The sequence below is a fragment of the Streptomyces sp. NPDC043427 genome, from assembly GCF_056436655.1.
Genome location: NZ_JBWKCC010000007.1, coordinates 70,060 through 85,082, shown reverse-complemented (window position 1 = coordinate 85,082; position 15,023 = coordinate 70,060). Strand labels below are relative to the sequence as shown.

Below are 15,023 nucleotides of genomic sequence, written 5' to 3'. Positions count from 1 at the left end.
GGCCGGCCCGTGCGCTGCCAGGTGTACGGCAGCCGGCCGCCGTACACCCTGCCCCGCGCTCGGCCGCATGACCCATACGGTCGCCAGCATGACGACAACCAGCCAGAAACGCATCGACACCACCCCCGACTCCGCTCACACCCCGTCCCCCGCCGGTGAGCACTCAGCCGTCACACAGCGGTTGCCAGAACAACGGGCGGCCGGTCACGCAGAGTTCCCGCCGAGCACAGAGAGTTTCCCATGAGGTCGGTCGGTGTCAGACGGACCCCAGCACCCACTCCGGCAGTGTCTCCGTCCGCTCCACCCACGCGGCGGGCGGCGCCCCCGCCTTCCCCGCGGCAAGCACCCCGCCGACGATGGCGCAGGTCGTGTCCACGTCCCCGCCGACCTGTGCGGTCGTCCAGAACGCCTCCTCGTAGTCACCGAGGGCGCGCGCGGCCGACCACAGGGCGAAGGGCACGGTGTCGTGGGCGCTCGTACGCCGTCCGCAGCCGAGTACGGCCGCCACGGTGGAGGCGTCGTCGTAGTCCAGCATGTCGCGGGCGCGTCGCAGGCCCGCGCCGACGGCGCTCTTCGGGACGAGCGCGATCACGCCGTCGAGCAGTGCCTCGGCCCTGGGCGGGCCGCCGGGGGCCGCGGCCAGGGAGGCGGCAGCGGCGACGGCCATGGCGCCGACCACGGCCTCGCGGTGCTGGTGCGTGGGGTAGGCCGAGATCTCCGCCTGGTGCGTCGCCTGCTCCGGGTCGTTCGCGTACCAGGCGCCCAGGGGTGCGATCCGCATGGCCGCGCCGTTGCCCCAGGACCCCTGCCCCTTGAAGAGTGCGGAGGCCAGCTCGCGCCAGTCCCCGCCTTCCCGGACCAGCCGCAGCAGCCGGTTGACCGCGGGGCCGTACCCGCGGTCGAAGTCGTGGTGCTCGGCGAAGGAGCGGGCCAGCGCGTCCTGGTCGATGCGGTGGTGGGTGGCCAGCACCGAGACCACCGAAGCGGCCATCTCCGTGTCGTCCGTCCACTGCCAGGGCGCGGGTGGCAGCTCGCGCCGCTTCAGCAGCGGATAGTTCGCGGGTACGAAGAACTGTGAGCCCAGCGCGTCCCCCACCGCCAGTCCGCGCAGGGCTGCGAGGGCGCGGTCCAGGCGCGCGTCGGGTGAGGAGTCAGCGGTCATCGCCCTGCCACTCTATCCGGTGATCCCATAGGGCTCCGGGTCTCGCCAGCGTGCGAACGGCCGGTTCAGCGTGTACTTGCCGTCCTCCCCCAGAACGAGCATCCGCATCTCGGCGTTCCCCGGGTTCGCCAGCGACTCGAACTCGGCGACCGTCCAGTGGAACCAGCGCATGCAGAACAGCCGCATGGCCAGGCCATGGGTCACCAGGAGCACGTTCGGCGGGTGGTCGGGGTCCTCGAAGCTGCGGAACAGGCTCTCCAGGAAGCCGCCTACTCGGTCGTACACGTCGGCCCCGCTCTCCCCCTGGGCGAAGCGGTAGAAGAAGTGACCGTAGGCGTCCCGGTAGGCCTTCTGCAGCCTCACGTCGTCACGGTCCTGCCAGTTTCCCCAGTCCTGCTCGCGCAGCCGCGGCTCCTCGCGCACGCGTATGAGGTCGGGGTCGAGGCGGAAGGCTTGGAGGGTCTCGTGGGTACGGCGGTACGGCGAGACGTACACACTGACGCGCTCCCGGCCGAACAGCTCCCGCAACTCCTTGCCGGTCTCCTCGGCCTGCCGCCGGCCCCGCGCGGTCAGCGCCAGGGCGTGGTCGGGTTCACGCTCGTAGACGGTGTCATCAACATTGCCCGTTGACTCCCCGTGCCGGACAAGGACGATGCGCCGTGGTCGTGCCATGCCGAAACCCTAGATCGGTTGACGGGTCCTGGAGCACTCGTACGGCCTCCATACGGCGTAGGTCACACAGTTCCTGCACCACAGGGCGCACAGGAACGCGCGAAAAACACTTCCGGACGGTCCGGATGTCACACCGTCCAGGTCGGCTCCAGTTCCACGATGTCGCCCGTGAGGGACGCGATGTCGGCCTCCGTCTGGGCGCGTAGGGCGAGCCGTTCTACCCGCTCGGTGCGGTACTTGCCGTGCTCGGCCTCGGAGCGCCACATCGACAGCACCAGGAACTCGTGCCCCGGCGCCTCGGCGAACAGTCCGCGGATCATGCCGGGCGAGCCGGCCATCGCCGGGTTCCAGACCTTCTCCTGCATCAAGGTGAAGTGCTCGGCGCGTTCCTCGTGGACGCGACACAGGGCGACTCGGAGCAGGTCGGCGTCCGTGAAGCGCGGCTCGAAGCCGGTCTTCACGTCGAATCGGTAGTCGAACAGTCTGACCTGGGCGTCCTTGAAGGTGCCCGACTGGGCCGCGGCGAGCCGGTCGTGGGAGCGGGCCATGAAGGAGTCGTAGAAGGCACGGCTCTCCCAGAAGGCGAAGACATGCGCCACGGAGGGCCGCCCCCTGCTCCAGCCCCCGCCCTGCCCCCGAAAACCCGGCTCCCCCGGAAGCCCCGCCCACTTCCGCTGCCCCCGCTCGAAGCCGCGGCGGTCCACCACGGTGCAGCGAATCCACTTGACCAGCACCGCGCCATCGTAAGGCCAGCGGGCGTGGCGCTGGTCACTCTCCGGCCGAGAGCGGCCACGCACACGCGCGCGTGTGCGTGGCAGGATGGACAACCGGCCCAGACGGTCCGGCAGTTCGCGCCGGGGGTGAACGGGGAGACGGGTAAGGGGAGGCCTGGTGAGCGGGATCAGCAAGGGGATCAGCAAGGTGGAGATCTCACTGAAGTGGGATCCGAGTCCGGCGGGGCAGCCGGCCACGGACCTGGACGTCGTCGCCGCGACCTACCCGGCGGGCGATCCGTACGGCGACCCGGCCTACGTGGTGCACTTCGACAGCCGCTCCCCCGACGGCACCATCACCCTCAACCGGGACAGCCCGGACGGCAAGGGTTTTGGCTGGGACGAGGTCATGACCGTGGAGCTCGGCCGACTGGACGCCCGGTACACGCGCGTGGTCGTCGGTGTGGTCATACAGCAGCGTTCCGGGCGGCGGGCGTTCATGGACGTCATCAATCCGGCCATCCGGATCCGTGAGGGTTACACGGTCCTGGCCGAGGACGACTTCGGCGGCGCTCTGGGGGCGACGGCCGCGACGATCGCGGAGTTCGTGCGCGACGAGTCCGGCGGATGGTCCTTCCACCCGGGAGTCCACGGCTACGAGGACGACCCGGCCGACTTCGCGAACGTCATGGGACGGACACGACAGTCCTGAGGGGACCTTCGCACCGCGACAGTCCCACCGCAACGACGAGGGCGGTGGAGCCGAAACCGGCTCCACCGCCCTCACCGGGTCAGACGATCAGCTGCAGCCGCTGGTCGAGCCGCAGCCCTCGCAGATGTAGCAGGACCCGGCCCGCTGCATCTTCGTACCGCAGGAGAAGCACAGCGGGGCGTCCGCCTGGATGCCCAGCTGCATCTCGACCAGCTCGGCGCTGGTGTGGGCCTGCTGTGGAGCGGGCTTGGCCACCTCGACCTCGGCCCTCGGGGTGGCGACGGCCTTCAGCTCCTGGGCGCGGGGCGCCGACTGGGCCAGGCCCTCGACGTCCACGTCCTCCTCGGCGGGCTCGTACGAACCCGTCTCCAGGTGGCGCTGACGCTCCTCGGCGGAGTGGATGCCGAGGGCGGAACGCGTCTCGAAGGGCAGGAAGTCGAGCGCCAGGCGGCGGAAGATGTAGTCGACGATCGACTGCGCCATCCGCACGTCCGGGTCGTCCGTCATGCCGGCCGGCTCGAAGCGCATGTTCGTGAACTTCGAGACGTACGTCTCCAGCGGCACGCCGTACTGGAGGCCGACGGAGACCGCGATGGAGAAGGCGTCCATCATGCCCGCGAGCGTCGAACCCTGCTTGGACATCTTCAGGAAGACCTCGCCGAGACCGTCGTCCGGGTAGGAGTTGGCGGTCATGTAACCCTCGGCGCCGCCGACCGTGAAGGAGGTCGTGATGCCGGGACGGCCCTTGGGCAGGCGCTTGCGGACCGGGCGGTACTCGACCACCTTCTCGACCGCGGTACGGATCGTGTCCTCGGCCTTCTCGGTGATCTCGGCCTTCTCCTTCTCCTTCGTCTTCGCGGAGAGGGGCTGGCCGACCTTGCAGTTGTCGCGGTAGATGGCGAGCGCCTTGACGCCCAGCTTCCAGGCCTCGAAGTAGATCTCCTCGACCTCCTCGACGGTCGCCGTCTCCGGCATGTTGACCGTCTTGGAGATGGCGCCGGAGATCCACGGCTGGATCGCGGCCATCATGCGGACGTGGCCCATCGGGGAGATGGCCCGCTCGCCCATGGCGCAGTCGAACACCTCGTAGTGCTCGTGCTTGAGGCCGGGCGCGTCGATCACGTTGCCGTGGTCGGCGATGTGGGCGACGATCGCCTCGATCTGCTCCTCCTGGTAACCCAGGCGGCGCAGGGCCTGCGGGACGGTGCCGTTGACGATCTGCATCGAGCCGCCGCCGACCAGCTTCTTGAACTTGACCAGGGCGAGGTCGGGCTCGACACCGGTGGTGTCGCAGGACATCGCGAGGCCGATGGTGCCGGTCGGGGCGAGCACGGACGCCTGGGAGTTACGGAAGCCGTTCTTCTCGCCGAGGCGCAGCACGTCCTGCCAGGCCTCCGTGGCGGCGGCCCAGACCGGGCTGTCCAGGTCGTCCATGCGCACGGCGATGCCGTTGGCGTCGGAGTGCTGCTTCATGACGCGGTTGTGGGCGTCGGCGTTGCGGGCGTAGCCGTCGTACGGGCCGACGACCGCCGCGAGTTCGGCGGAGCGCTTGTACGCCGTGCCGGTCATCAGGGAGGTGATGGCGCCGGCGAGGGCTCGGCCGCCGTCGGAGTCGTAGGCGTGGCCGGTCGCCATCAGCAGGGCGCCGAGGTTGGCGTAGCCGATGCCGAGCTGGCGGAACGCGCGGGTGTTCTCGCCGATCTTCTGGGTCGGGAAGTCCGCGAAGCAGATGGAGATGTCCATCGCGGTGATGACGAGCTCGACGACCTTCGAGAAGCGCTCGACGTCGAAGGACTGGTTGCCCTTGCCGTCGTCCTTCAGGAACTTCATCAGGTTCAGCGAGGCGAGGTTGCAGGACGTGTTGTCCAGGTGCATGTACTCGCTGCACGGGTTCGACGCGGTGATGCGGCCGGACTCGGGGCAGGTGTGCCAGTTGTTGATCACACCGTCGTACTGGATGCCCGGGTCGGCACAGGCCCACGCGGCCTCGGCGAGCTTGCGGAACAGCGCCTTGGCGTCGACCTTCTCGATGACCTCGCCGTTCATACGGGCGCGGAGGCCGAACTCGGTGCCGTTCTCGACGGCCGTCATGAACTCGTCGTTCACGCGGACGCTGTTGTTGGCGTTCTGGTACTGGACGGACGTGATGTCGTCGCCGCCCAGGTCCATGTCGAAGCCCGCGTCACGCAGGGCGCGGATCTTCTCCTCTTCCTTCACCTTGGTGGCGATGAAGTCCTCGATGTCCGGGTGGTCCACGTCGAGGACGACCATCTTCGCTGCGCGGCGGGTGGCGCCGCCGGACTTGATGGTGCCGGCGGAGGCGTCGGCGCCGCGCATGAAGGAGACCGGCCCTGAGGCGTTGCCGCCGGAGGACAACAGCTCCTTGGAGGAGCGGATGCGGGAGAGGTTCAGGCCGGCACCGGAGCCGCCCTTGAAGATCATGCCCTCTTCCTTGTACCAGTCGAGGATCGACTCCATGGAGTCGTCGACGGCCAGGATGAAGCAGGCGGAGACCTGCTGCGGCTGGGGCGTGCCGACGTTGAACCAGACGGGGCTGTTGAAGCTGAAGATCTGGTGCAGGAGGGCGTACGCCAGCTCGTGCTCGAAGATCTCGGCGTCGGCGGGCGAGGCGAAGTACTTGTGGTCCTCGCCGGCCTTCCGGTACGTCTTCACGATGCGGTCGATCAGCTGCTTGAGGCTGACCTCGCGCTGCGGGGTGCCGACGGCACCGCGGAAGTACTTGCTGGTGACGATGTTGACCGCGTTCACCGACCAGAAGTCGGGAAACTCGACGCCACGCTGCTCGAAGTTGACCGAGCCGTCGCGCCAGTTGGTCATGACGACGTCACGGGACTCCCAGGCCACCTCGTCATACGGATGCACGCCGGGGGTGGTGTGGATCCGCTCGACACGCAGTCCCTTGGTGGCCTTGGTGCCCTTCGCCCGGGTACCCCTCGCCGGACCGCTCGCCGTCTCTGTCATGCCGCCTCCCTGTACGGGCGAAAACGCCCTGAAGTGCCACGTTGTTCCCGTGACACGGTGTTCTGTCTGGTGTTGCGGGCGCCCTCACGCTGCGACCCGCAACAGGTCTTCGAATCGCCGCCGCCCGGCCGGACCCGGACCTGAATCCCGGTTCCGGCCCGTCGGTCAGTCGGCGGCGTGGGCGGGCTCGGGGACCTCCACGGTCCCCCCGGTCCCGCCGTCGTCTTCCCGGCTCCCCGCACCCGCGTCCTCGCGGTCGTCGTCGTCCGCGGCGAGGCGTCCCGTCTGTTCCCTGAGTTCGGCGATCGCGGCCTCGAAGTCCTCGAGCGAGTCGAACGCCCGGTAGACGGAGGCGAATCGCAGATAGGCGACGAGGTCGAGCTCCTGCAACGGGCCGAGTATGGCCAGTCCCACGTCGTGGGTGGTCAGCTCGGCGCTTCCGGTGGCCCGCACCGCCTCCTCGACCCGCTGGCCGAGCTGGGCGAGTGCGTCCTCCGTGACAGGCCGTCCCTGACATGCCTTGCGCACACCGTTGATGACCTTGGTACGACTGAACGGCTCGGTGACTCCGGACCGCTTCACCACCATGAGCGAGCACGTCTCCACGGTCGTGAAACGACGGGAGCAGTCAGGACACTGGCGGCGCCTGCGGATCGACGTGCCGTCGTCGGTCGTACGGCTGTCGACGACGCGGCTGTCGGGGTGCCTGCAGAAGGGGCAGTGCATGGACTCCAACCCTCCTCACAGCAGACTCAATAGCCCCAGAGGCCTCTTGGGCCCCTCGAAGCAGCCCCAAGCATAGGCGATCTCCTGGGGTGCGAAGACCCGGGGGACCACAACTTCTGGGCCGCTGCTGCAATCGAACCACTACATGTGGGGATTGGCTCATACATCCAGCCCTACGCGCGTGTCGCACCCGGACGGGCATGTGCCACCGGCCCAAACCGTCCCGCGGAGCACCCGGACACCCGCGACCCGCGGCTGCACGGCCGTACCGCCGCGCCACATACGGAGATACCGTGGGCGCCACAGGGAGAAGACGTGCGACTCCCGCACGGAGCGGGGCCCGTCCCCGGTCGGCGGGACGCTGGATGGCAGACTGAGGCGACAACCTACGAGGTTCAACCAACCCGGCGGCGAAGGGTGCAACAATCAGCCCTTTTGTCCGCCAGGCAGCGCGTTAGCCATACACCCGGACACACGCTCAGGCCAGGTGAATCGCACTTTTTCACTCGAACGTGTGTTTGGCGCAACCTTTCGAAAGCAACTACCGTTGTGCTGCAGGGAGACCATCGAGAGGGGCCGACGTGACCACCACCGCAGACAGTGCCACCATCACTGCCCAGGACCGCTCCCAGGGCCGACTCGAGCCGGTGCATGCGATGAACGAAGCCACGAATCCCGAGGCACACAAGCGCTCACTGCCTGGCCGACCTCCAGGCATCCGGGCGGACAGTTCGGGACTCACCGACAGGCAGCGCCGGGTGATCGAGGTGATCAGGGACTCCGTGCAGCGACGCGGCTACCCGCCGTCGATGCGGGAGATCGGCCAGGCGGTCGGCCTGTCCAGCACCTCCTCGGTCGCACACCAGCTCATGGCGCTGGAACGCAAGGGCTTCCTGCGCCGGGACCCGCACCGGCCGCGCGCCTACGAGGTCCGCGGCTCCGACCAGGCGGCCTCCGTGCAGCCCACCGACACCGCGGGCAAGCCGGCCGCGTCGTACGTCCCGCTGGTCGGCCGGATCGCCGCCGGTGGCCCGATCCTCGCCGAGGAATCGGTCGAGGACGTCTTCCCGCTCCCCCGCCAGCTCGTGGGTGACGGCGAGCTGTTCGTCCTGAAGGTCGTCGGTGACTCGATGATCGAGGCCGCGATCTGCGACGGCGACTGGGTCACCGTGCGCCGCCAGCCGGTCGCGGAGAACGGCGACATCGTGGCCGCCATGCTCGACGGCGAGGCCACCGTCAAGCGCTTCAAGCGCGAGGACGGCCACGTCTGGCTCCTCCCGCACAACTCGGCCTACGAGCCGATCCCCGGTGACGACGCGACCATCCTCGGCAAGGTGGTGGCCGTTCTGCGCCGCGTCTGAGAACACGGGCGGGCGGGCCTCACCGGCCCGCCCCACCCCCAGACTGGGCCCCGGGATCCCTGCGCCGGTTCCGGGGCCCTGTGCTGTGCCGGTGCGCTGCGGCTGTGCTGAGCCTGCTGCTGTGTCGGGGCCCGTGTGGACCGGGCCCCAGCACAGCATCGCGCCTACTGCGCCTCCGCCTGCTCCCCCGCCGGCTTCTCCGTCTCAGCCTGCTCCTCCGCAGGCTGTTCCGCATCGGCTTCCGCCCGCTTCGCCGCCGCGTCGATCGCCGCCAGCGACCTGCGGACCTGGTTGCGGTCCGTGGTGTACCAGAAGTCGGGCAGGGACGCCTTCAGATAGCTGCCGTACCGGGCCGTGGCCAACCGCTGGTCCAGTACGGCGACCACACCGCGGTCCCCGGACGCCCGTACGAGGCGGCCGGCACCCTGGGCCATGAGCAGCGCCGCGTGCGTGGCGGCGACGGCCATGAAGCCGTTGCCCCCGGCCTCCTCCACCGCCTTCTGGCGAGCGCTCATCAGCGGGTCGTCGGGGCGCGGGAACGGAATCTTGTCCATGACGACCAACTGGCAGCTGGGGCCGGGGACGTCGACGCCCTGCCACAGCGACAGCGTGCCGAAGAGACACGTCTGAGGGTCCGCCGCGAAGTTCTTGATCAGCTCACCGAGGGTCTCCTCGCCCTGAAGAAGGATCGGGAACTCGGGGATCCGCGAGCGCAACTCCTCCGCGGCGAGCTGGGCACCACGCATCGAGGAGAACAGGCCCAGGGTGCGGCCACCGGCCGCCTGGATCAGTTCGGTGAGCTCGTCGAGCATGTCCGCGCGGTCGCCGTCGCGGGCGGGGCGCGCCAGGTGCTTGGCGACGTAGAGGATGCCCTGCTTGGGGTAGTCGAACGGCGAGCCGACGTCGACGCCCTTCCACTGCGGCACGTCATCGCCCTCCGTGCCCTCGGGGGCGAGGCCCAGGGAGGCTCCGACGCCGTTGAAGTCCCCGCCGAGCTTCAGGGTCGCCGACGTCAGGACGACCGAGCGGTCCGTGAAGAGCTTCTCCCGCAGCAGGCCCGACACGGACATGGGTGCGACGCGCAGGGAAGCGCCGCTGTATCGATATGCGGCTCCGCCGCGGGGCTCATGGCGCTCGTACCAGACGACGTCCCACTCGGAGCCGTTCACGATCCGCTCCGCCACGTCGTGCACGCTCTCCACGGAGGCCAGCGCCTGCTTGCGGACGGCGTCCTCGTCCTGGACGGACTTGTCACGGGTCGCGCCGATCCCCGAGATGACGGTGCGGGCGGCGTCGCGCAGCGCCATGAGGGCGTAGCCGAGATCCTCCGGGATCTCCTCCAGGCGGCCCGGCAGCGCGAGCTCCATCAGTCGTTCGAAGCCCTCGGCGGCGGTCTGGAGCTGGTCGGCGGCCTTCTCGTTGACGAGTTTCGCCGCTCTGCGCACCGCGCGGTTGACCTGCCCCGGGGTGAGTTCTCCGGTGGCGACGCCGGTGACCCGGGAGACCAGCTCGTGCGCCTCGTCGACGATCAGCACCTCGTGCTGCGGGAGGACCGGTGCGCCCTCGATGGCGTCGATCGCGAGCAGCGCGTGGTTGGTGACGACGACCTCGGCGAGCTTGGCGCGCTCGCGGGCCGTCTCGGCGAAGCACTCGGCGCCGTACGCGCACTTGGTGGCGCCCAGGCACTCCCGTGACGAGACCGACACCTGGGCCCAGGCCCGGTCGGAGACGCCCGGGGTGAGGTCGTCCCGGTCGCCGGACTCGGTCTCGTCCGACCAGTCGCGCAGGCGCAGCAGGTCCTGGCCCAGCTTGCTGGTGGGCGCGGCCGCCTCGAACTGGTCGAAGAGGCCCTCCTCCTCGTCCTGCGGCATGCCCTCGTGGAGGCGGTGCAGGCACAGGTAGTTCGACCTGCCCTTGAGCATCGCGAACTCCGGGCGGCGGCGCAGCAGCGGGTGCAGCGCGTCGACCGTGCGCGGCAGGTCCCGCTCCACCAGCTGGCGCTGGAGGGCGAGCGTGGCCGTCGCCACGACGACCCGCTCCCCGTGCGCGAGTGCGGGCACCAGGTAGCCCAGCGACTTACCGGTGCCGGTGCCGGCCTGCACCAGCAGGTGGGAGCCGTCGTCGATCGCCTCCGCGACGGCTTCGGCCATGGTCACCTGGCCGGGGCGCTCCGTGCCGCCGACGGCGGTGACGGCGGCATGCAGGAGTTCGGGGAGTGAGGGCTTCGTCATAGCGCGACCACCCTACGACCCGGGACTGACAAACGGGTGATCACGGCGGAGGCGAGGGGTGGGATCAAGACCTTCAGTTTCTCGGTGGGATCGGATCGAGACGGTATCTGATCGGTTGGGGGGCCGGTACGGGACGTCTATGTACGTCTGCGCTCGTCCACGGGACGTCTGCGGGGCATCTACGCACGTCTACGGGACATCCACGGGAGGTCACAGCAGATCGCGCAGGGACCGGTCCCTGACCATCAGGGCGGCCCGCTTGCCGGGCAGCTCGACCTCGGCGTCGTACCGGAAGCCGGCGGCGAGGAACGCGGCGACGGAGGGGACGTTGCGCAGGTCCGGTTCCGCCACGACCCGGGCGCAGGCGGGCCGGCGGTCGAGCACGTGGTCGGCGACGGCCCTGAGCAGGGTGGCGCCGAGCCCCCGGCCGCGGTCGGCGCCGGCGCCGATCAGGAGGTGGAGCCCGGTGTCGTGCGGCCGAGCGGGATAGTGGCGGGCCAGCGGGTCGAGGTCGGCGCGGTAGACCTCCCAGTAGCTCATCGGCGTGCCCTCCAGGACGCCGAGGCACGGAACGCTGCGTCCGTCGCCCGCGAGCTGGGCGCGCAGGTACTCCTCGGTCGCGCTCCGGGGTCCGGCCAGGTCCCAGTAGGCCGCGACGGCGGGGTCGTTCATCCACCCGTGGATGAGGGGAAGGTCGCGCCCGACGCTGACGGGGACGAGGTGGAACTCGCCTACGGCGGTGAGGACCGGGCCCCACTCCTCGACCTGGTCGAGCAGCTCACCGAAGGAGGGCGCGTACTCCTCCTCCCACTGCCCCTTCCGCTCCTCCTCGATGAGCGCGAGGAATTCATCGGACAGTTGCAGATCGAGGGTGTCCTCACTGTCCGAACTGGTCGGGCTGTCCGAGTCGGCCGTGGGAGGCACGGTGGCTCTCCTCTCAGGAGGCGGGGTGGGGCATGGTCCTCGGGCGGGATCGGAGGCCGGGTCAGCTGTGCAGCGGGTTGGCGACGGTGACGTAGACGGACTGCGTGTCCACCGGACCGACGAGTTCGTCGAGACCGTGCAGGCGCGTCAGCAGATTGGCCTTGCAGCGCAGGACGGGTGAGTCGAGCAGCCGGGCGGGCAGCGTGCTGCGCAGCCGGCCGGGACCGGAGGCGGCGGCCTCGAGGAAGCGGCGGAACGCGGCGAGCAGCAGCGGTTCGTCGGCTAGGCCCTGGGATCCGAACGCGCCGACGAGGCCGAGCACGTTGTTGATCGCGAGGTAGTACGCGAAGCGTTCGTCCGTGACCTCGTCGGAGACGAAGGTGTCGCTGCGCTCTCCGATGCCGGGGAGCCGGGCGTCCAGCTCCGCGCGCCGGGACTCGCGGAAGTAATAGCCCTGGTTGTCACGGTACCGGCCGCCGGTGGGCCACCCTTCGCCGTCCAACAGGACCAGCGTGTTCTGCTGGTGCGCCTCCAGGGCGATCCCCGCCTCGCCGTCCAGCCACAGCACGGGGCGGACGACCTGCTCCAGGTAGCGCAGGAACCACTCGGCGGCGACGGCTCCGCGGGGGCGGCCGGTGCGGGCGGCGAGGCGGGTGACGACCTCGGCCAGCCGGGAACGCAGCACGGCTGACTGTCGCCGGGGCCGCGGTGAGACGAGCCCCGCGATGCAGGAGACGTCGTCGGTCGGGGCGAACGGGTTGTGCCGGATCATCACGTCGAGCCCGGTCACGGGCGTGCCGTCCGGTCCGTCCACGGCGAGCCAGGCCGGGTCGCGGACGATGTCGAAGCCCGGGTGCGCGGCCCGCCAACGCTCGGCCAGACCGGCCCGCAGCAGGCGGTGTAGCTCGACACCGCGGTGGAGCTCCTTCCGGAGGTTGTCGCGGCGCGAGTTGGTGATGCGCAGGCCCAAGGACAGCTTGAGCATGGCGGGGGCGCCGGACCGGTGCACCGTACGTACGGAGGAGGTGGGGTGCCATGGCGGGCCCTGCGCGCCGAGGTCGCGGAGCAGGCGGGCGTCGAGCATGGCCGCCACATCGGGCCGCTGCCGGACCTCACGCAGTTGCCAGGGGTGCAGGGGCAGGGCGGCGTAGCCGTCGGGCAGCGGTGGCAGACCGTCTCCGGCGAGTCGTGCCGTGAGCTGCGCCGCGGGGACGGCGCGCCCGCGCTCGGTCCAGGCCGAGTCGGTGGCGAGCACGGAGGGGGCGACGGACAGCCAGTGCAGGGGGAAGAAGCCCCGTGACTCGGGCGAGTACAGCCGTGCCTCCGCCTCGGAGAGCCCCTCGCGGCTCTTCGGGGTCGGGTGCAGCGGGTGCCCGAGCACGAGTGCCTGTTCGGCCGAGAGGAAGAGGTCGGGGCCGTCAGCGGGGCGTTCCCTGCGCTCGCTGATGAAGGTGACGGTACGGCGGAGGGAGTCGGCGACCCGGGCGACGAGGTCGGGGCCGTGGCCGGGGGCGGGTGTGGCGGATGGGGTGACGGCCGCGGAGGTACGTTCATCGGACTCGCCGGCCGTCTCCCGCGCGAGCAGCGCCGCCACCATCACCGCGTCGGCCGGCGGTGACTGCGTGGGAGCGTCGGCGAGGTGCGGGAGGCCGAAGCGGTGCCATCCGGTCGGGGACCAGTAGTGGACGGGGACGAGCAGGGCCGTGCCGCTGGCGGGCAGCGGGATGCGCAGGGTGCCGTCGCCGGGGGCGGGCAGGCCGGCCTCGCGGACCCAGCAGCGCAGCAGGTTCTCCACGGCGGCGGCCTGGGCGGCGGTGTACGGGTCGAGGTGTTCCAACAGATCGGTGACGGGACCGTGCGGCTGCTCCGCCTCCGGTGCTTCCGCCTGCTGCCGGACGGCCGGGGCGGGCACCGTCCGGGTGGCGGAGGGACTCGGAGTCGTGGTCTGGGAACGGTCGTCGTGCGTGGGGGTGAAGTTCAAGACGGTTCCTCGGAGAGTGCTTCTGGCTCGGGTGACGACGGACGGGGTGACCCCGCGGTACGGCCGCTGGGGCAGGGCGTACGTGTGTCCGCTCGGGCGTGCGGCCGGTCCCCCCGGAATCCGCGGACCGCTGCCAGCGCGTCGACGAGCCGGTCCAGGACCGCGGCCGCCTGCTCGTCGGTGATGGTCAGCGGCGGAAGCAGGCGGACGACGCTGCCGTGACGGCCGCCGACGTCCACGATCAGGCCCCTGCGCAGACACTCCCGCTGCACGGCGGCCGCGAGTGGGGGCGCGGCGGGGTGAGGCGTGCACGTGGGCTGTGCCGGGCACTGGGCCGCAACCGGGCCGACAGGCGGGAGCGGGCCGTCGGATCGAAGCAGGGAACCAGGCCGGGACATGCGTTCGGCATCCGGGTCCACCACCTCGACCCCGATCATCAACCCTCTCCCGCGCACCTCCCCCACCCACGAGAACTCCCGTGCCTGCTCCCGCAGTTGGCCGAGCATCCGGGAGCCGAGCCCCGCCGCCCGCTCGGCGAGGCGATGCGTGCGGACGTGGGCGAGCGTGGCCGTACCGGCGGCCAGGGCGAGTTGGTTCCCACGGAACGTGCCCGATGAGGCGCCCACGGAAGGGCCCGCGGAGGTGCCCGTTCGCCGCACGTCGAGGTCGTCCCGGTGCACCACCACGGCCAATGGCAGGCTCCCCCCGATGGCTTTGGACAGCACCATCACGTCAGGTGTGACGCCACTGTGCTCCACCGCCCAGAACGCCCCGGTCCGCCCCACGCCCGTCTGTGACTCGTCGGCGATCAGCGCAATGGACCGGTCGGCGGTGATCCGCCGCACGCGCCGCATCCAGGCGTCCGGTGCGGGGATGACGCCGCCCTCGCCCTGGACGGGTTCGAGGATCACGCCGGCCGGGTGGCGGACGTCGGAGTCGGGGTCGTCGAGGACGGACTCGGTCCAGCGGGCGGCGAGTTCGGCCCCCCGTTCGCCGCCGACGCCGAACGGGCAGCGGTAGTCCTGTGGATACGGCAGGCGCGCCCCGCGTGTGTCGAACGCCCCGTCGCCGGCCGTCCCGTGGTGGGCGCCGGTGAACGCCAGGATGCCGGTGCGGCCGGTCGCGTCCCGGACCAGGTCGAAGGCGGCCTCCACCGCGTCCGTACCGGCGGGTCCGCAGAACCGTACGCGCGCGTGCCCCGCGAGTCCGGGCGGCAGGGTGTGGAACAGCTCGGTGACGAAGGCGTCCTCGACGGGCGTCGCCAGGTCCAGGACGTCCAGCGGGGCGCCGGAGTCGAGGACCTTGCGGATCGCCTCCAGGACGACGGGGTGGTTGTGGCCGAGGGCGAGTGTTCCGGCGCCGGAGAGACAGTCGAGGTAACGGCGTCCGTCGGCGCCCTCGATGGTCAGTCCGCGGGCCCGCACCGGCACGACCGGCAGGGCGCGCGCGTAGGTGCGCGCCGCCGGCTCGCGCGCCGACTGGCGCCGCAGGATCCCCTCGGTCACGGCTGCTCCCTCACCCACGACTCCACCCCGCCCCGGACAGCAGGCACCCCACCG

The 15,023-nt window shown here is 70.7% G+C and carries 11 protein-coding genes; 2 read left to right on the top strand and 9 right to left on the bottom strand.

Features of this window, described 5'->3' with window-relative positions:
- Positions 1-256: 256 nt before the first annotated feature.
- From AC067M_RS14930 to AC067M_RS14920, 3 genes are all read right to left on the bottom strand, one after another.
- Complete coding sequence (locus AC067M_RS14930) at positions 257-1,162, bottom strand: ADP-ribosylglycohydrolase family protein (RefSeq protein WP_478697405.1); 906 nt, start codon at positions 1,160-1,162, stop codon at positions 257-259.
- Between the two features lie 12 nt (positions 1,163-1,174).
- A complete protein-coding gene (locus AC067M_RS14925; RefSeq protein ID WP_478697404.1) occupies positions 1,175-1,834 on the bottom strand; it encodes a histidine phosphatase family protein in 660 nt (219 codons plus the stop codon).
- A 128-nt stretch (positions 1,835-1,962) separates the two neighbouring features.
- Positions 1,963-2,568 (bottom strand): YdbC family protein, encoded by a 606-nt coding sequence (locus AC067M_RS14920; RefSeq protein ID WP_393623419.1) that lies wholly within the window; start codon positions 2,566-2,568, stop codon positions 1,963-1,965.
- Positions 2,569-2,725: 157 nt separating this feature from the next.
- On the opposite strand from AC067M_RS14920, the gene AC067M_RS14915 reads away from it, so the two are divergent.
- Positions 2,726-3,259 (top strand): TerD family protein, encoded by a 534-nt coding sequence (locus AC067M_RS14915; protein ID WP_478697403.1) that lies wholly within the window; start codon positions 2,726-2,728, stop codon positions 3,257-3,259.
- Positions 3,260-3,346: 87 nt separating this feature from the next.
- Here AC067M_RS14915 and AC067M_RS14910 read toward each other — a convergent pair whose 3' ends face one another.
- On the bottom strand, positions 3,347-6,241 hold the full coding sequence (locus AC067M_RS14910) for a vitamin B12-dependent ribonucleotide reductase (RefSeq protein ID WP_478697402.1): 2,895 nt from the start codon (positions 6,239-6,241) through the stop codon (positions 3,347-3,349).
- 165 nt (positions 6,242-6,406) lie between these two features.
- Positions 6,407-6,967: a transcriptional regulator NrdR gene (nrdR, locus tag AC067M_RS14905; protein ID WP_478697401.1), complete on the bottom strand. Its 561-nt coding sequence runs from the start codon at positions 6,965-6,967 to the stop codon at positions 6,407-6,409.
- Positions 6,968-7,548: 581 nt separating this feature from the next.
- Here nrdR and lexA point away from each other — a divergent pair.
- Positions 7,549-8,328, top strand: a complete 780-nt coding sequence (lexA, locus tag AC067M_RS14900; protein ID WP_385386826.1) for a transcriptional repressor LexA — start codon at positions 7,549-7,551, stop codon at positions 8,326-8,328.
- 164 nt (positions 8,329-8,492) lie between these two features.
- On the opposite strand, the gene AC067M_RS14895 is transcribed toward lexA, so the two are convergent.
- From AC067M_RS14895 to AC067M_RS14880, 4 genes are all read right to left on the bottom strand, one after another.
- Entirely contained in the window at positions 8,493-10,559 is a 2,067-nt protein-coding gene (locus AC067M_RS14895) for an ATP-dependent DNA helicase (RefSeq protein ID WP_478697400.1), read from the bottom strand.
- A 210-nt stretch (positions 10,560-10,769) separates the two neighbouring features.
- Positions 10,770-11,483 carry a GNAT family N-acetyltransferase gene (locus tag AC067M_RS14890; RefSeq protein WP_478697399.1) on the bottom strand — a complete coding sequence of 238 codons (714 nt, stop codon included), beginning with the start codon at positions 11,481-11,483 and terminating at the stop codon, positions 10,770-10,772.
- Between the two features lie 61 nt (positions 11,484-11,544).
- Complete coding sequence (locus tag AC067M_RS14885; RefSeq protein WP_478697398.1) at positions 11,545-13,464, bottom strand: IucA/IucC family protein; 1,920 nt, start codon at positions 13,462-13,464, stop codon at positions 11,545-11,547.
- Positions 13,461-14,969: an aminotransferase class III-fold pyridoxal phosphate-dependent enzyme gene (locus AC067M_RS14880; protein ID WP_478697397.1), complete on the bottom strand. Its 1,509-nt coding sequence runs from the start codon at positions 14,967-14,969 to the stop codon at positions 13,461-13,463. The genes AC067M_RS14885 and AC067M_RS14880 overlap by 4 nt, the downstream gene beginning before the upstream one ends.
- Between the last annotated feature and the right edge of the window lie 54 nt (positions 14,970-15,023).